Origin of the sequence: Asaia astilbis JCM 15831 (assembly GCF_000613845.1) — a bacterium.
GTDB lineage: Bacteria > Pseudomonadota > Alphaproteobacteria > Acetobacterales > Acetobacteraceae > Asaia > Asaia astilbis.
The window spans coordinates 78,747-94,284 of record NZ_BAJT01000014.1 but is presented as its reverse complement, the minus strand read 5'-3'; the positions used below and the strand labels follow the sequence as shown (position 1 = coordinate 94,284).

Here is a 15,538-nt window from a genome sequence, read left to right as displayed (position 1 = left end):
GCCTCTGAAACGGGAGGCGAGAACGATTGCTGAACTGTCAGGCAAGTAATCCGCCATCGACCACGAGCGCAGAACCCGTGATGAAGCTGGAGCGTTCATTCGCTAGAAAAGAAACCACGTTTACAACATCTGAAATCTTGCCGTAGGCGCCGGTCGCAACGAAGCCTGCAAGAACCTTTGCCGCGTCAGTATCTGAGGGGTTCATCGCAGTATTGATCGGCCCGGGCTCTACCACATTGATGGTTATACCCCGATCACTCAGATCACGTGCAACACCCTTGGCAAATCCGCGTAAGGCGGCTTTGGTGCTGGAATAAAGGGACAGACCTGGCAAGGGCGTGCGGCCGCCGAACGCGGATCCCATGAGAATAATCCGACCGCCCTCCTCCATATATCTAACGGCGGCTGCTGTCTCAATCATCGGGCCGCGCACATTGAGATTCAAACCGGCTTCAACGATTTCAGGGGTAATCTCGTCGATCGTTCCCTTCGTAGATCCTGCATTGCACACCAGAACGTCGAGACGACGAAAGACACGCATCGTCTCTTCAATGATTTTTTCGTTTCCCTCGATGGTGCTGCCATCAGCCTGAATTGCCAGCGCGCGACATCCGAAAGCTTCGATCTGTTTGATCGTCTCCTGAGCACCAGACGGATCACGAAGATATGAGAACGCAACGTCATAGCCGTCGCTCGCAAGCTGACAAGCGATTCCGGCACCAATGCCACGACTGGCACCAGTGACGAGAGCAATCTTAACGGTCAATATTTCATTTTCCTGTATTAAAATACTGAAAATACATTGTTCAAATGCAAATTACTTACGGTTTTCCAGTAAGAAGGAAGGCCCGGAACCGATTTATGACAGAAGCAGCCTGCATGATCGATCCAGCAATCTGAAACTGCGAAAAAGATCTCTGAACATGAGCCGCTTGTGAGCGACTGAGAGATTGATCTGGCGCCGTTCGAGCTCGTCAATCTGCTCACGCCAAACGCGATACAGAAGCTGACTTTCCTGTTTGCAGGAGGCTCGGGGGGCAGGTTCTATCGCCAGCCTCATCTTATTCTTTTGCATGACGCGCTCTTCACCCGATGTAAATTCGTGCTTTTTGGACGGGCGCACCCTGCTCTGGCGGAAAAACTGAGCGATATCTCAGAATTCCGAAAAACTTGCCTTATTTTCTCGACGCGCGTAGCTCAGAGTATGAAAACCCAAGACCAGCCGTCGTTACTCGGCGAACTACAAATGCTCGTGAGCCGGCATTGTCCGCACAAGAGTACCAAGACTGCTATCGACTACCTGACACTTTACCAGTCCGAGACGACGACGGATCCGCTTCTTGTTATCTACGAGCCGCGCTTTTATATCATCATACAAGGCGCCAAAACGGTCAAAATCCACAAGAGTTGCTTCCACTATGATCAGAATCACTATCTGATCGCGACGCTTGATCTCCCGCTTTCCGGTCGGATTACCCATGCGACCCCTGAAAAGCCCTATTTGGCCGCCTGCATTACTTTCAATCCCGAAGAAATAGCCCGGATCATAGCCGAGACCAGGGCTCGTCCGGGGGCGAGAACACTGGGTCGCACTAGTCTCGGTCTCAGTCCTGTTACGGCAGATTTACTCGATGTTCTGTACCGTATGCTTCGTACGCTTGATAATGAGCGTGACCGTGACTTCCTCGCGCCTATGCTGAAGCGCGAAATCATTTATTGCGCGCTTCAGGGGGAGCAGCGTCATGTACTGCACGAGATCGCAGATCAGAGAAGCGATACATCGCGTATCAACCGGACACTGGCTTTTCTGCGCGCAAATTTCATGGACGATGTAGAAGCCGCGTCTTTGCCGGAGCTTGCCGGAATGGGGCAATCGACCTTTTATCGCCGTTTTCGAGCGATCACGGGCCTTTCACCTCTGCAATATCGCAAGCGTCTTCGCTTGCAGGAGCAAGACGTCTCATGCTCAGTGACGATCTCCTGGCTGCCGATGCGGCTTCGCCGTAGGCTATGAAAGCCCTTCCCAGTTTACTCGTGAATACAAAGTGATCTTTGGCTTGCCGCCTCATCAGGATATCAAACGCATCCACACGATCGGCTTGCAACGCTATCGTGAACTTAATGAGGATGTGTGGGTTTAGAACCTGTGCGGGGAACTGGTCTTTGGCATGGGAGCTTCTGCGTTCTGTGAGCCGAAAATAACACCTTCCCCCCTGTATGCCCACAGACCACACAATGCAGGCTTTGCACCCGTCTCCTCGTGAGCTTTCTTCGCTCCTCAACACATAAGTTTCCCGGGTTCTGTCCTGGAGCATTCGTCGCGTCTGGATTGGGAGCGGTAGAATAGTGCGATCAGACCGCTCACCGGAGATCAATGAATACTCAGGACATACACCTGGCTCCGCTTAATGTGACAGCACCGTCAAGCGGTGATAAAGACCTGAATTACAAAAACGGTGTGAAGTGATTGCCGGAGTGGACATGGCCGAAAAAATTCTTATTCAACGAATGGGTGCTCTAGGCGACGTCATCATGACCACACCAGTTGTCAGACGGCTGAGATTTGTGCTTGGCAAAGATGCGATTATTCATGTTCGCACATTGCACGCGGGCGTGTTCCGTAACAACCCGTTCATAAACGGTGTCAATGTAGAGCCACCCGAAGGAGGCTATACTCGAGATATCAGCCTGGAACTTGCGTATGAGCGTCGACCGACCATGCATGCGGTGGATGCGTTCATGATGGAGGTCTTCGCTGATTGCAACTGGCCAGCCAAGGAGATGACGCTTCATCAGGAAGCGTTTGAGCTCTCACAACCCGCCGATATGAAGCGCTTTGTCTGCTTTCACGCTGGGGTCAACACGAAGAGCCGTTCGCTGTCGCGTGAATTCTGGCTGGAGGTCATTGAAGGCATTCTCGCGTTGGGATTAACTCCGGTTCTGATCGGGGCAGGAGGCGATCATCGCTTTCCTGACATTCCCGGGTTGGTTGACTACCACTCCGCGTTGAATATCCATCAGATCGCCTATCTCATCGGCCAAAGCGCGTGCTTTATCAGCGCTGATACTGGGATTTCTCATATCGCGGGTACAACACAAACGCCGATGATCTCCGTTTATACGATGGCACGAGGTGCTTACCGCATGCCTTACCGTAATGGCCGTCTCGGACATGACATAGCGTTGCTTGAGCCAGACCTTTCCTGCATCGGATGTTTTCGGACCATGTGGAACCTGCACAACTGCGAGCGTGGCGATTTTGCCTGCGTCAACCAGAATGCTGTGACTTCAGAACAAGTGCTGAACCAGGTCCGGACGATCTGCTCAGATACATGGGCCCATGTAGACACGATCGAAAACCTCAGGATGCGAGATGCATGGTGGCAGATCGAAAGAGGAGTTTGACGCATGTTCGAGGTCGAAAAAGCAGTAAAGCGATATGTGCACGACTCACGTTTTTCCGGCCGATACTTTCGGGGACGGGGGTACGAAACCAATCCTGCACGCGTCAGCCTCAAGGATTTTCAGGATACTTTTCCCTTGATGCAGATTGCACCAGAGGCCGAGTTTGGTGAGGAAAAGGAGCGACAGGCAGAATTTATCTTTGCGTGCCACTCGCTGGAGAAAATGCCCAACCCCTTCGAGGGCCTGAAGGGTTACATCGATCGCTTGGCACCAGGTGGGCATTTCGTCGGAATTCTCTGGGACGAAGATATGTATGAGCAGGGGCAGTTCCCCTCCAGCTACAGCCCGGATCACAAATGGAGCTTCACGATTGCGAAGACAAAGAGCTGGTCTTCGCGATCAGTTGGTATTTTGAAGATGCTTTTACTTCTCGACTGGCAGGTTGAGGTCATCAAAATCGAGAAAATCGATCACACCTATCAGCCCCTCGCGAGAGAGGCGATCAATCCCTCTCCGCACACTCCGAATGCTCGGTTGAGATCGTTCTGCGCAAACGTTCCTGATCAGTCCCAGAGCGAGGTAGAGGCATCTGTGGAGGCGAAAACAAACCAAATTACTCTGAGCCGGACTCGCCTCTGTCCAAAAGCGCTTTTACCTGACTTCCTGGATCTCGACGATTGTCCTTTCTGTGCAAAGATCTTCTGGATACCGTCTCTTTGCAAAAGAACAAGGCAAGAAAATGCGCGTCGTTCTCTGTCTCGTTTTGCTTCTGATGCTGACTTCCTGCTCTCATCTCTCTTCGCGTGAGGAAGATAGTCGTGCAGGCATTCTGCGCCCGGTATCAAGCACAGGAAGTACTCAGCCGAAAGGTTCTCTGGTTTCAGGACACAAATCCACAGGACATCTGTATATGGGCACAGGCGTTGGGGCATCTCCACTCTGAAACCTGACCACCGGTAAGGTTTCAGAGTGGAGACGTCTCCCTGATTGTCGCGGCGGGCTTAGATCACGATTCTCCCGACTATGTGGCTGCGACTTTATCGGTGGCGATGGTTTACCAGGGAGACGGCAAGTCAGCTCGCATACCCTGTTCAGCCTGATGTCCATGCTCAGGTGGCAGAGCCGATCACATTGTTGCCTATTCCTGACCTGGTAGATCGCATAGCTCTTTTGTCCGCGTGCCTCGACTTCAAGACATTTGGTCTGAGAAGACAGAGCCAAAAGCTGGAGGTCGGTAAAAGATCGAGAGTTGAAACGGAGAAGACGTACTTGTTTCCCGGCTGACGCTGTGGGCAGTCTGTCACGTCCATTGTTTCGATGGGTTTGAAAGGTCATGCTGTGAAGGGAGTGATTTCGGCTCGTCGCAGTCAGAGGTCAGCCAAGCCCGGACCACTATCTCGACTTCGGGCAAAAGCCAAAATCTACAAGAAAGTTGTTCAATATCGGATTTTCAGGGAGATAAGTGGTGCCCAAGACCGGGATCGAACCAGTGACACTGCGATTTTCAGTCGCATGCTCTACCAACTGAGCTACTTGGGCACCGGCACCATGCGGTGTGAGAGGGGGTTTACTCCAAGCGGCCACGGGGATCAAGCGGGGGAAAGACGATTTTTTCCTCATCGTCTTCGTCGCTTACGGGAACGCTATAGCTCTCGTTAAACCAGCGCCCAAGGTCGACGTCTGCGCAGCGTTTGCTGCAAAAGGGGCGAAACGACGTCTCTGTCGGGCGCTTGCAGATCGGGCAGAAGCTCATGCTGTGACGCTCATGGGGTAAAGCTCCAATAGGCATCGGGATAATCGGGCATCATTGTCAGGGTCAGGGGCGCGCCCCATTCGAGCGCGAACTGTGTGATCGTATCCTGATCGCTTTCCAGTGCCCGCACAACGCTCATTGAGGCGCGGAGCATTGGGGTGCCGCCTGCGCGTTTATCGCTTTTGTCTCGCAGGATCTGTCTCAGGGCAGCGAGCCCGCGTCCTCCCGGGTTTGAAAGGATTTCGTGCAAGGGCGCACGTCCCCTCGTACGTACGACTTCGAGCAGGCCGAGCGCTGTTGCGCCGAGCATTTTTGGCTGCATCGGATCACCTGCCAAAGCGTCCGCTAGAAAGCTGCCCAGTGCCGGGCGTTTGCGAAGCGGCACGCCAGCCGGGTCGATCAGAATGGCGCCGCTGAGATTCCGCAGACGGATCTCACGAGCCAGAGCGACAAATCCGTTGCGATTGGCTGTGAAGCCATCCATCTGGCGGCGTTGATCCGGAGCTGGATCGTCGAGATCGATGGCTGTCAGGGCCGGGGTCGGGGTGAAGGTGGCGCGTAATCCGTTTGGAAGCGTTGCCAGAGGGGTCGCGAGTTCCTCACAGCTTTCTTCCAGCACGGCGTCGAAGGCCATGCTGACACGCTCGACACGTGACCTCAACGAGGAGGGAATGAGCGCCATGAACGCCGGGGCGTCGCAACACAGCGGAAGTTCGGGATAGCGCGCTGCGATCTCTTCAAGCGGTGACGGACCGCGGGAGATCAGTCTTGGGGCATCGCCTTCTGGCAGATCGCCGGAAAGCGGTTTGAGACGCAGCCTTTGCCGTTCTGGGCGCTGCGCGTCACGCGTGCAGAGACAAGTGTGCCTTCCTGATGTGTGCCGGTCAGGAAGCCGCTACTCTGATCGGCGAGGGTGACAAAGGCTCCGCCCATGGCGGGAGCGGCTTTCTGGACCCGGACGAGATGGGTGTCGCCATAACCATCGGGCATTCCCGGGCGCCAGAGAGCGAAATCAATCAGCTCATCATCGTCGCAAACGGCAATGCGTGCCTCACCCGGTGACCAGGCGATGCGGCACTCTCTCATGCCAGAAAGCGAAAGGGCTGGCCGCGCAGCATCTGCGCTGTCTCAAACAGCGGCAGGCCGATCACGCCGGACGGACTGCCTCCCACATAGCGGATGACCGACGCGGCGGCGCCCTGAAGCGCATAGCCGCCCGCCTTGCCCTGCCAGTCGCCTTGGTCGAGCAAAGCTGCAATCTGGCCGTCGGTCAGGCGAGAGAAGGTGACGTCGGTCTCGACCAGACGCTCGACGCGACGGCCCTCAGTCCAGGCGGCACTCGGGGTCACACAAAGAGCGGTCAGCACCGTATGGCGCCGCCCTGAGAGAAGGCGCAGACAGCGTTCAGCGGTATCGCGGTCTTCTGCCTTAGACAGGATGCGTCGCCCAACGGCAACGATCGTGTCGGCTCCCAGGACGAGGGCGGGAGCCGAGCAGCGCTCCGCGATTGCTTCGGCCTTCATGCGGGCCAGACGCGCGACACAGGCGCGTGGCGTTTCGTTCTGGCGTGGTGACTCGTCCAGATCGGCGGCTTCGATGCGATCCGGGACGAGACCAATCTGGCGGAGAAGATCGACCCGCCGGGGCGATGCCGAAGCGAGGACCAGTTCCGGCCGTATGCCGTCCGTCACGGAGATGCTCTTACTTGAAGCGGAAGGTAATTCGGCCCTTCGACAGGTCGTACGGCGTCATTTCAACATTGACGCGGTCGCCAGCCAGAACACGAATACGGTTCTTGCGCATCTTGCCGCTGGTGTGAGCAAGAATGGTGTGTTCGTTGTCGAGAGTTACCCGAAACATGGCATTGGGAAGCAGCTCTGTAACGGTGCCGCTGAATTCGATCATGTCTTCTTTTGACATTGGGGTCCTTGTCGCGATTGAAACTGAGAACGGGCCAGGTCAGCCCGGGCAGGAAAATTCTGTCGCGTATGTGCTGGCTGTAACGCGTTCAGTCAAGTTTCTTGGTGATTTGTGCCTGTGAAAAGGGCTCGATCAACCGTGATTCCACCCCAGCGCGTCGAGTCGGGCAGAAAGGCTCAGCGCATGGGCCCCCAATCCTTCGGCACGGGCAAGGGCGACGCCGGCAGGCCCGACAGCGCGCAAGCCGTTGGCATCTGCCGCGATGGACGTGGTCCGCTTGAGAAAGTCGAAAACCGAAAGACCCGAAGCAAAGCGCGCCGTGCGGCTGGTAGGCAGAACATGGTTGGGTCCGCCCACATAGTCGCCGACGGCTTCGGGGCAGTTGCGTCCGAGGAACATGGCGCCAGCGTGACGGATCTGCGTCGCAAACCCTTCCGGATCGTCGAGCATCACTTCGAGATGTTCCGACGCGAAGCGGTTGGCGATCTCGGCCGCCTCGGCCCAGTCGCGCACGATGACGACGGCACCGTGATCGGCCCAGGATTTGCCGGCAATTGCGGCGCGAGGCAGGTCAGTAACTCGTTTTCGACAGCGTCAACCACGCTTTTGGCAAAGCTGGCGTCGTCAGTGATCAGCACGGCCTGAGCCAGTTCGTCATGTTCAGCCTGCGCAAGCAGGTCGAGGGCGACGAAACGCGGGTTGTTGCGGTTATCGGCAACGATCAGGACTTCTGAGGGGCCGGCAATCGAGTCAATTCCGACATGGCCAAAGACCTGGCGCTTGGCTTCGGCCACATAGGCGTTGCCCGGCCCGACAATGCGATCAACGGGCGGAATGCTCGGTGTGCCATAGGCGAGGGCGGCCACGGCTTGCGCGCCGCCGACACGATAGATCTCGCTGACGCCGCAGATACGGGCTGCTGCCAGAACCAGCGGATTGAGAACGCCATCGGGGCAGGGCACGCACATGGCGATACGCTCGACACCCGCAACGCGGGCTGGCAGGGCGTTCATCAACACAGAGGAGGGATAGGCCGCCTTACCGCCCGGCACATAAAGCCCAACAGCGTCGAGCGCTGTCCAGCGCATGCCAAGCGTGAGCCCGGCGTCATCGGTGTAGGAGAGATCGGACGGGAGCTGTGCGCGGTGGAAAGACTCGATGCGCGTGGCGGCGAGCGTGAGTGCCTCCATCAACTCGGCATCGACCTTGTCCGCCTCGCGATTGATCTCGTCTGCAGAAATGCGGATCGTCTCGGGCGTCAGAGGAAGGCGATCGAAGCGCGACGTGAACTCGCAAAGCGCCGTATCCTTCTCGGAACGGATCGCAGCGATGATGTCCCGCACCGGGGCGCTGACGCCGGTCTCGACCGCGCTGCGGTCAGCGAGCAGGCTTTCGAGGCGGGATTCGAAATCGGCGTTGTCAGTCTGAAGCCATTTCATGCCGCGTTCTCCTGAAGGGCGTTGCGAAAGCGCTCGATCAGGGCCCGAATGGCATCGGGACGGGTCTTCAGGGCAACGCGGTTGACGATAAGACGGCTGGTCACATGGGCGATCACATCGGTTTCGCGCAGACCATTTGCCTTGAGTGTCGAGCCGGTATCGACCAGATCGACAATGATGCTCGCCATGTCCAGCGTTGGGGCAAGCTCCATGGCGCCATGCAGATGCACGATCTCGGCATTGACGCCCTTGGCCGCAAAGTGTCGCCGGGTAATCGTCGGATATTTGGTCGCGACGCGTAGATGCGAGCTGGCTGCCGTCGTGTCATGCTGGCCGGACCCGACAGGGCGCGCGATCGAGATACGGCACCCGCCAATGCCCAGATCGAGCGGGGCATAGATATCGGGATAATCGAATTCCATCAGCACGTCGGCACCGCAAACCCCGATCTGGGCGCCGCCATGCGCCACGAAGGTCGCCACGTCGAACGAGCGCACGCGCACGACGTCTACATTCGGGTCAAGCGTTGGGAAGCGCAGGCTGCGCGTGCCTTCACCGATAGCGCTGCCATCGTCGAACAGACCAGTACGCTCCAGCACAGGGCCAAGCGCTTTCAGGATACGACCTTTGGGCAACGCCAGAATGAGAGGCGCATCCGAGGTCTCGGAGATAGGCTGGGGCAGGGTATCGGGTGCAGCATTCATGACAACTCGTTCCTAACACAAACTCGTTCGTCCAAGAACCTCGAGCAACGAAGAGTTTTTGTGGCTGGGAATATCGCGACCATCCTGTGGTTCACGGATTGGTGAATGGATTTCATGGTCGCTGTGCAACCCGACAGGGGGCAGTCCGCTAGATTGAAAGGCTTTCAGTCTGGATGCGTTTGTAAGGAGCACCCCATGTCTAGCAGTAACGTTACCCCCCATCAGGCCTCCACCACATCAAGCGCTGATGGGCAGCAAGTGTCTCTGCAGCTCAACGACGGAACCCAGATCCCGCAATTCGGTCTTGGCGTTTACAAGACGCCCGCAGACGAGACGGCGGAGATCGTGCGTTACGCGGCCAAAGCCGGTTATAAGATGGTCGACACGGCCTCGTTCTATGGCAATGAGAGCGGCGTCGGTGATGCTTTGCAGGATTTCCCCGATCTGTATGCCGTGACCAAGCTATGGGCTGCCGATTTGGGATACGATAAGGCAATGCGCGCTTTCGATGAAAGTGCCCGTAAACTGCGACGTGACGTTGTGGACCTCTATCTGATTCACTGGCCCATGCCGAAAACGGGCTTGACCGCCGAGAGCTGGAAAGCGCTGATCGAGCTCAAGAACGAGGGCCGGATCCGGTCCATCGGCGTGTGCAATTTTCAGCCCGCACATCTGACGCAGCTGATCGAGGAGACCGGGGTCAAGCCGGTACTCAACCAGATCGAGTTGCATCCGTCGTTCCAGCAGAAAGAATTGCGGGCGTTCAACGAGTCACTGGATATCCGCACTGAAGCCTGGAGCCCGCTCGGACGCGGTGCAGGGCTTGATGGTGAGATCGTGACGAGCATCGCCAAGAAGCACGGCAAGACACCCGGTCAGGTGACACTTCGCTGGCATCTTGAACTCGGCAATATCGTGATTCCGAAATCGGCTAATCCGAAGCGGCTCGATGAAAATCTCGACGTTTTCGATTTCCGCCTCGATGAAGATGACATGCAGCGGATTGCTACGCTCGACCGTGCCGATGGCCGTACCGGACCCGATCCCGACACGGCCGAATTCTGAGGGGGAGCAGGGCGCGGTAAGCGCGCCCTCAAGACCCTTAGGTTTCTGCCCCGAGAGTATTTCCGTCTGGCATCGGAAGATAAATCCGGGATTGTCGCCGTGCCCGACTGCAATCTCAGTGGAGAGCGAACGTCTCGTTGAGACGATGTATTTTCGCTCTCCCGGCGGGAAAAGCGCTCTCTAGTTTGCCTTTTCGCTTCAGACGTCGTGGACCATATCCAGATCGCCAAAGCGGGTGAATTCGCCTTCGAAATAGAGCGGAATGGTGCCTGTGGGTCCATGACGCTGCTTTTCGAGGATGAGCTCTGCCTTGTTATGCACGAGCGCCATCTTGCGCTGCCATTCTTCCATGGCGACCTGGTATTTATCCATGCTCTCATAGGCGCTGTCTTTCGGCATGCGCTGCTGCAAGTAATATTCGTCGCGATAGACGAACATCACGGCGTCGGCGTCCTGCTCAATCGAGCCTGATTCACGCAAATCCGAGAGCATCGGGCGCTTGTCTTCGCGCGACTCCACCTGACGGGAGAGCTGGGAGAGCGCAATGACGGGCACGGCCAGTTCCTTGGCGATGGCCTTGAGCCCCTGCGTGATCATCGAGATTTCGAGCACACGGCTTTCGGGTTTTGTGCCGATCGCAGGGCGCATGAGCTGAAGATAATCGACGACGACCAGGCTGAGGCCCTTTGTACGGGCAAGACGGCGGCAGCGCGTTCGCATGGCGGAAAGGGAAATGGCCGGAGTGTCGTCGATATGCAGAGGCAGTTCCGACAATTCGCGCGAGACGCGGACAAAGCGATCAAACTCGCGCTGGCCAATGTCGCCACGACGGATCTTCTCGCCGGAGACTTCCGATTGCTCGGACAGAATACGGGTAGCCAGCTGCTCGGCCGACATTTCGAGCGAGAAGATCGCGACGGCGCCGCGCGGTTTCGTCCCTTTATCCTCGGCCTCGCGCAACAGCGCCTGTGCTGCAGAGAAGGCGACTTTCGTTGCAAGGGCCGTTTTGCCCATGGCAGGCCGCCCGGCCAGGATCAGCAGATCCGAAGGGTGAAGGCCACCGGTCTTCTTGTCGAAGTCGCGCAGGCCTGATGTCAGACCGCTGACATCGCCTGTGCGCTGAAAAGCTTGCTCGGCAACCTGAAGCGCCCCGGTCAGGGCGCGTTCGAAGGTGACGAACCCGCCATCCTGTCCCTTGTCGGTTGCCAGCTTGAAGAGCGTTTCTTCGGCGGCAGCGATCTGGTCGCCGCCTTCAAGATCGGCGCGAGCACCATAGGCGTTATTGACGACGTTCTCGCCGATATCGATGAGCTGCGACGTATCCAGGCGTCGTGAATGGCGCGCCCGTAATCGCCCGCATTGACGATACCCACCATCGCCATCAGCAGCTGGCCCAGATATTGCGGGCCGCCTACCTCATCCAGCAGACCGGAATGCTCGAACTCCGCCCGCATGGTGATGGGGTCCGCTAGCATTCCGCGGTCGATACGGCGCGCAATGGCTTCGAAAATCCGCCCATGCAGCGGATCGGCAAAATGCGCTGCGACGAGAAAATCGGAGACGCGTTCATACGCCTTGTTATTGGTCAGGAGGGCGCCCAGCAGAGCGCGCTCGGCTTCCGGGTTGGCCGGAGGCGAGCGGCGCAAGAGCGCAGTCAGGCCATCATCGGCCACGGATTGTTTGGATGCATCGGTCATAGTCACAGCGTCCCTCTATCATGGGCGCAGCCGATTCGAGCAAGCCGAGAGACTGTCGCATGCGTGGCGGGTGAGCAATACTCCCTGCTTCCCTGAGAAGGGGCAGTATTAAGGAGAGGGTATCATGCAGGCGATGGGGCTGTTTGCGCATATTCCAGGTGAGGGGCTGCTCCAGCTCAAGGAGTTGGGCCTCGCTTTCTTCCTGTCCGCTCTGGTCGGACTCGAACGGGAGTACAGACAAAAAGCTGCGGGCTTTCGCACGTATACGCTCGTTGGTGTCTCGGCCGCGCTGTTTATGCTTATCTCGAAATACGGTTTCGATGATGTCCTGTCGCCGGGACGCGTTGTGGTCGATCCGTCGCGTGTGGCTGCCCAGATCGTGTCTGGTCTCGGCTTTATCGGCGGTGGGGTCATTTTCATGCGTCGTGATACCGTGCGTGGTCTCACGACGGCGGCCTCGGTCTGGCTTACGGCAGCAATCGGTATGGCGTGCGGTGCAGGCATGGCGACCGTAGCGCTTCTGACGGCTGTCGGCTACCTCATCATCATGTTCCTCACCCCGGTCTGGCTAAGGCGTCTGCCGCGTGCCTCACGCCACGGATTTAAGGTGAGCGTGCGTGGTGATGCCAATGGTGATTTTGTCGACGGAGTCGGCGATGCCCTGACGAGGCTTGATTTCATACTCGGCCATGTTTCTCAGGAGCGTCACACCGAAAACCTCTTTCTCACAATCCATGTGCGCGGCAAGAAAACACCGGATGAAGTCATCACAGCTCTAATGCGTGTTCCCGGTGTTCAGGCTGCCTGGAGCGGGAAACCCGATGAGTCATTCGACTAGACCGAGCCTGAGCAGGTGGCTGCCCAGTTCTTTTTTTAAGGGGGGCAGGTGTTGCCCTCGGTATAAGAAGTCAAAGGGCAACGGCGCTGCGGAAAACTGGGGTGGAACGCTGAAATTCCCTCTCTTCAGACAGGCTCGGCTTTGTGAAGATGACACAGCCCTTCGGGGCTAAGGATTTTTTCCAGTGTCTCTTCGGGTACGAGCTGGCGTTCGCGGACGATTTCGATCACGCCACGACCGGAACGATGAGCTTCCAGAGCGACGGCGGTAGCAGTCTCGTAGCCGATAAAGGGATTGAGCACGGTCACGATACCGATCGAGTTCGCCACAATCGCTTCGAGCTGGGCCTTGTTGGCCGTGATGCCGCGAATGCAGCGCGATTCAAGGGTGAGGCATGCCGCATGGAGATGGGTCAGGCTCTTGAACAGGCTATGGGCAATAATCGGCTCGAAGGCGTTGAGCTGGAGCTGCCCTCCTTCAGCAGCCATCGTGACGGTCAGGTCGTTGCCGATCACCTCGAACGCCACCTGATTGACGACCTCAGGAATGACCGGGTTGATCTTGCCCGGCATGATGGACGAGCCCGATTGCATCGGAGGGAGGTTGATTTCGTTCAGTCCTGCACGGGGGCCTGAAGAGAGCAGGCGAAGGTCATTGCAGATCTTCGAGAGTTTGACGGCAAAGCGTTTGAGAACCCCGGAAACCTGAACAAAAGCCCCGCAATCCTGTGTCGCTTCGATGAGGTCGCTGGCAGTCAGGAGTTGAAGGTTTGTGATCTGGTTGAGATGCGTGCAGATCGTGTTTGCAAAATCCGGATGGCTTGCAATGCGCGTACCGATGGCGGTGCCGCTAGGTTGACTTCCTTGATCAAAAGGATCGCCTCGTTGAGGCGTTTCTGGTCCTCATCGAGCATGACGGCATAAGTCTGAAATTCCTGCCCCAGCGTCATGGGGACGGCGTCCTGCAACTGGGTACGACCCATTTTCAGGATGTCATGAAATTCGACGGCCTTGGCGGTAAAGGCCGCGCGCAGCACAGCCATGGCGTCGGTCAGATGATTGACGCATGGATGGTCGCGATGCGCAGGGCGGTTGGATACACGTCATTGGTGCTCTGGCCCATATTGACGTGATCGATGGGGTGCAGAGCGCTATACTCGCCTCTCTGACGGCCCAGATGTTCCAGCGCCCGATTGGCGATGACCTCGTTGGCGTTCATGTTGGTCGAGGTGCCTGCCCCGCCCTGAATGACATCCACCACGAACTGCTCGTGCAGCTTGCCACTTCGCACATCCTCGCAGGCAGCGACGATGGCTTGCGCTTTGGTGGCATCGAGGAGCCCCAGATCCCGGTTGCTCAGCGCGGCGGCCTGCTTGATTGCGGCAAGCGCATTGATGAGTTCGGGATAGGCGCTGATCTTGCGTCCCGTGATTGGAAAATTCTCCACGGCGCGCAGGGTATGGATGCCGTAATAGGCCTCTGTCGGGACCTCACGCGTGCCAAGAAGATCGTGCTCAGTTCTGGACGTCACCATGATTCGGTTTTCTCCCGTTCTCTCTCGCCAGAGGAGGCTACCGAAGAGGCGGATGCAAGCGGCACGTTGCCAAGAGAATATGTTCTTTTATCTCGGGAGATATGCACGCAATGCGCGGCCCGGCGCTGGGCCGATTTTCAGGAGATGAAAAAGCGGCTCAGCCCGAGATCGCGCAATCCCTTGCGATAGGCAATCGAACTCCGGTCGGCCATGATATGGGCTTCGAATGTTGGGTCCAGAGGCAGGCATTCGGGCTTTTGCGCCTCGACCAGAAGACGGTCTTCCTCAAAGACAAGCCGGTTGAACTCATAGACCGCCTCGACCGGAATATCGGTGTCGAAATTGCGACAGATCGGGGCAAACATCCGTGTCTTGCGGGCCGAGACGGGGGAGGCCGCATTCATGATGACGAGACGCCCATCTTCGGGAAAATGGATTTCGAGCGTCGCGGTGAATGGGAGAGATGTGCGGAAATGGCGAAGCCATTCGAACCCCTCCGGTGCACGCCCGTCCACGCCAATGGGGTAGTTGCCAACTGAACTGCGATATTCGACCTCGAACCCGGTTTCGGTCCGTTTGGGCACGTAGGAGGGAACGACAGGGTTCTCAGGATCGGCAAAGGTATCGGTATGGACGAAGGCGAAATGCGCCACGTCCAGAAATCCTTCGACCTGACGGCCAGCGAAACCGGCGATATCGATCCAGGGGCAGGTGATCTGCTGATAGGACGGATCGTTCCAGTGCGGCATGTCAGGCACATCCTGCGATGTGTCTCCTGCGAGACACGTCCAGACCAGACCGTAGAGCTGCTTTACTGGATAGGTTTTCAGATGAAGCTTGTTGGGAATGGCGGAGCTGGGATGGGCCGGGACACGCACGCAGCGACCGGCCTCTCCGAAACGGAAACCATGATAGGCGCAGGCGATGGTTTCGCCGTCACCCGATCCCATGCTGAGTGGGACTCCGCGATGAGGGCAGAGGTCCTGGGCTATGACGATCTCGTCTCCCGATCGATACACGACCAGCGTTTCGTCGAGCAGCGTTGCGGCAACGGGGGCAGTGCCGATATCGCGACAGAGCGCGACCGGATACCAGAAGCGCGAGAGGATCGCCCAGTCAGCGGCATCGAAGCTGCATTGGCGCGGCAGTTGAATCGGGCGATCGAGAGTTTCGGACATGAGGCG

The 15,538-nt window shown here is 57.4% G+C and carries 15 protein-coding genes, 1 tRNA gene and 3 pseudogenes; 5 read left to right on the top strand and 14 right to left on the bottom strand.

The genetic code is table 11. From position 1 onward, the window contains the following. Positions 1 to 37: 37 nt before the first annotated feature. Positions 38 to 766: an SDR family NAD(P)-dependent oxidoreductase gene (locus JCM15831_RS11450; RefSeq protein ID WP_025824373.1), complete on the bottom strand. Its 729-nt coding sequence runs from the start codon at positions 764 to 766 to the stop codon at positions 38 to 40. A 438-nt stretch (positions 767 to 1,204) separates the two neighbouring features. Here JCM15831_RS11450 and JCM15831_RS18585 point away from each other — a divergent pair, with 438 nt between their 5' ends. From JCM15831_RS18585 to JCM15831_RS11430, 3 genes are all read left to right on the top strand, one after another. Further along, positions 1,205 to 2,014: an AraC family transcriptional regulator gene (locus tag JCM15831_RS18585; RefSeq protein WP_156938849.1), complete on the top strand. Its 810-nt coding sequence runs from the start codon at positions 1,205 to 1,207 to the stop codon at positions 2,012 to 2,014. Positions 2,015 to 2,481: 467 nt separating this feature from the next. After that, positions 2,482 to 3,405: a glycosyltransferase family 9 protein gene (locus JCM15831_RS11435; protein ID WP_025824371.1), complete on the top strand. Its 924-nt coding sequence runs from the start codon at positions 2,482 to 2,484 to the stop codon at positions 3,403 to 3,405. Between the two features lie 3 nt (positions 3,406 to 3,408). Further along, the gene (locus tag JCM15831_RS11430) at positions 3,409 to 4,212 is read left to right on the top strand and encodes a hypothetical protein (protein ID WP_025824370.1); all 804 of its coding nucleotides are present in this window, start codon (positions 3,409 to 3,411) and stop codon (positions 4,210 to 4,212) included. Positions 4,213 to 4,868: 656 nt separating this feature from the next. Here JCM15831_RS11430 and JCM15831_RS11420 read toward each other — a convergent pair. The 8 genes and pseudogenes from JCM15831_RS11420 to hisG form a co-directional block, all read right to left on the bottom strand. Continuing rightward, positions 4,869 to 4,944, bottom strand: a tRNA-Phe gene (locus JCM15831_RS11420). A gap of 28 nt (positions 4,945 to 4,972) precedes the next feature. Further along, positions 4,973 to 5,158 carry a DNA gyrase inhibitor YacG gene (locus JCM15831_RS11415; protein ID WP_025824368.1) on the bottom strand — a complete coding sequence of 62 codons (186 nt, stop codon included), beginning with the start codon at positions 5,156 to 5,158 and terminating at the stop codon, positions 4,973 to 4,975. A 10-nt stretch (positions 5,159 to 5,168) separates the two neighbouring features. Then, positions 5,169 to 5,840 (bottom strand): ribonuclease E/G, encoded by a 672-nt coding sequence (locus JCM15831_RS22855; protein WP_232228152.1) that lies wholly within the window; start codon positions 5,838 to 5,840, stop codon positions 5,169 to 5,171. A gap of 80 nt (positions 5,841 to 5,920) precedes the next feature. Beyond that, positions 5,921 to 6,244, bottom strand: coding sequence for a hypothetical protein (locus JCM15831_RS22850; RefSeq protein WP_232228151.1), 324 nt, complete (start codon positions 6,242 to 6,244; stop codon positions 5,921 to 5,923). Continuing rightward, positions 6,241 to 6,849, bottom strand: a complete 609-nt coding sequence (locus JCM15831_RS11405; protein ID WP_025824367.1) for a Maf family protein — start codon at positions 6,847 to 6,849, stop codon at positions 6,241 to 6,243. The genes JCM15831_RS22850 and JCM15831_RS11405 overlap by 4 nt, the downstream gene beginning before the upstream one ends. Before the next feature lie 10 nt (positions 6,850 to 6,859). Next, entirely contained in the window at positions 6,860 to 7,078 is a 219-nt protein-coding gene (gene infA, locus JCM15831_RS11400; RefSeq protein WP_023979930.1) for a translation initiation factor IF-1, read from the bottom strand. Positions 7,079 to 7,210: 132 nt separating this feature from the next. Further along, positions 7,211 to 8,517: pseudogene (gene hisD, locus JCM15831_RS18575) on the bottom strand (histidinol dehydrogenase). Next, positions 8,514 to 9,221: an ATP phosphoribosyltransferase gene (gene hisG / locus JCM15831_RS11390; protein WP_025824366.1), complete on the bottom strand. Its 708-nt coding sequence runs from the start codon at positions 9,219 to 9,221 to the stop codon at positions 8,514 to 8,516. Before hisG ends, hisD begins: the two are co-directional and overlap by 4 nt. Positions 9,222 to 9,416: 195 nt before the next feature. On the opposite strand from hisG, the gene JCM15831_RS11385 reads away from it, so the two are divergent. Then, complete coding sequence (locus tag JCM15831_RS11385; protein ID WP_084490673.1) at positions 9,417 to 10,286, top strand: aldo/keto reductase; 870 nt, start codon at positions 9,417 to 9,419, stop codon at positions 10,284 to 10,286. A gap of 198 nt (positions 10,287 to 10,484) precedes the next feature. On the opposite strand, the pseudogene JCM15831_RS18570 reads toward JCM15831_RS11385, so the two are convergent. Beyond that, a pseudogene (locus JCM15831_RS18570) lies at positions 10,485 to 11,983 on the bottom strand (replicative DNA helicase). A 124-nt stretch (positions 11,984 to 12,107) separates the two neighbouring features. Between JCM15831_RS18570 and JCM15831_RS11375 the strand changes: the two are divergent. Then, positions 12,108 to 12,821: an MgtC/SapB family protein gene (locus JCM15831_RS11375; RefSeq protein ID WP_051528472.1), complete on the top strand. Its 714-nt coding sequence runs from the start codon at positions 12,108 to 12,110 to the stop codon at positions 12,819 to 12,821. 125 nt (positions 12,822 to 12,946) lie between these two features. On the opposite strand, the gene JCM15831_RS24200 is transcribed toward JCM15831_RS11375, so the two are convergent. From JCM15831_RS24200 to JCM15831_RS11355, 4 genes and pseudogenes are all read right to left on the bottom strand, one after another. After that, the gene (locus JCM15831_RS24200; RefSeq protein ID WP_232228157.1) at positions 12,947 to 13,309 is read right to left on the bottom strand and encodes a hypothetical protein; all 363 of its coding nucleotides are present in this window, start codon (positions 13,307 to 13,309) and stop codon (positions 12,947 to 12,949) included. Between the two features lie 78 nt (positions 13,310 to 13,387). Continuing rightward, positions 13,388 to 13,863 (bottom strand): annotated as a pseudogene (locus tag JCM15831_RS24195) (lyase family protein); the annotation flags it as partial. A gap of 8 nt (positions 13,864 to 13,871) precedes the next feature. Further along, a complete protein-coding gene (locus JCM15831_RS24190) occupies positions 13,872 to 14,354 on the bottom strand; it encodes a lyase family protein (protein ID WP_025824361.1) in 483 nt (160 codons plus the stop codon). A gap of 137 nt (positions 14,355 to 14,491) precedes the next feature. Further along, the gene (locus tag JCM15831_RS11355) at positions 14,492 to 15,532 is read right to left on the bottom strand and encodes an aromatic ring-hydroxylating oxygenase subunit alpha (RefSeq protein ID WP_025824360.1); all 1,041 of its coding nucleotides are present in this window, start codon (positions 15,530 to 15,532) and stop codon (positions 14,492 to 14,494) included. Positions 15,533 to 15,538 lie beyond the last annotated feature (6 nt).

Coding starts and splice junctions, on each gene's coding strand:
- JCM15831_RS22850 (WP_232228151.1), bottom strand. CDS start 6,244: ATGAGAGAGTGCCGCATCGCCTGGTCACCGGGTGAGGCACGCATTGCC.
- infA (WP_023979930.1), bottom strand. CDS start 7,078: ATGTCAAAAGAAGACATGATCGAATTCAGCGGCACCGTTACAGAGCTG.
- JCM15831_RS11375 (WP_051528472.1), top strand. CDS start 12,108: ATGCAGGCGATGGGGCTGTTTGCGCATATTCCAGGTGAGGGGCTGCTC.
- hisG (WP_025824366.1), bottom strand. CDS start 9,221: ATGAATGCTGCACCCGATACCCTGCCCCAGCCTATCTCCGAGACCTCG.
- JCM15831_RS24190 (WP_025824361.1), bottom strand. CDS start 14,354: ATGGTGACGTCCAGAACTGAGCACGATCTTCTTGGCACGCGTGAGGTC.
- JCM15831_RS24200 (WP_232228157.1), bottom strand. CDS start 13,309: ATGGCTGCTGAAGGAGGGCAGCTCCAGCTCAACGCCTTCGAGCCGATT.
- JCM15831_RS11355 (WP_025824360.1), bottom strand. CDS start 15,532: ATGTCCGAAACTCTCGATCGCCCGATTCAACTGCCGCGCCAATGCAGC.
- JCM15831_RS11435 (WP_025824371.1), top strand. CDS start 2,482: ATGGCCGAAAAAATTCTTATTCAACGAATGGGTGCTCTAGGCGACGTC.
- JCM15831_RS18585 (WP_156938849.1), top strand. CDS start 1,205: ATGAAAACCCAAGACCAGCCGTCGTTACTCGGCGAACTACAAATGCTC.
- JCM15831_RS11430 (WP_025824370.1), top strand. CDS start 3,409: ATGTTCGAGGTCGAAAAAGCAGTAAAGCGATATGTGCACGACTCACGT.
- JCM15831_RS11385 (WP_084490673.1), top strand. CDS start 9,417: ATGTCTAGCAGTAACGTTACCCCCCATCAGGCCTCCACCACATCAAGC.
- JCM15831_RS22855 (WP_232228152.1), bottom strand. CDS start 5,840: ATGGCGCTCATTCCCTCCTCGTTGAGGTCACGTGTCGAGCGTGTCAGC.
- JCM15831_RS11415 (WP_025824368.1), bottom strand. CDS start 5,158: ATGAGCTTCTGCCCGATCTGCAAGCGCCCGACAGAGACGTCGTTTCGC.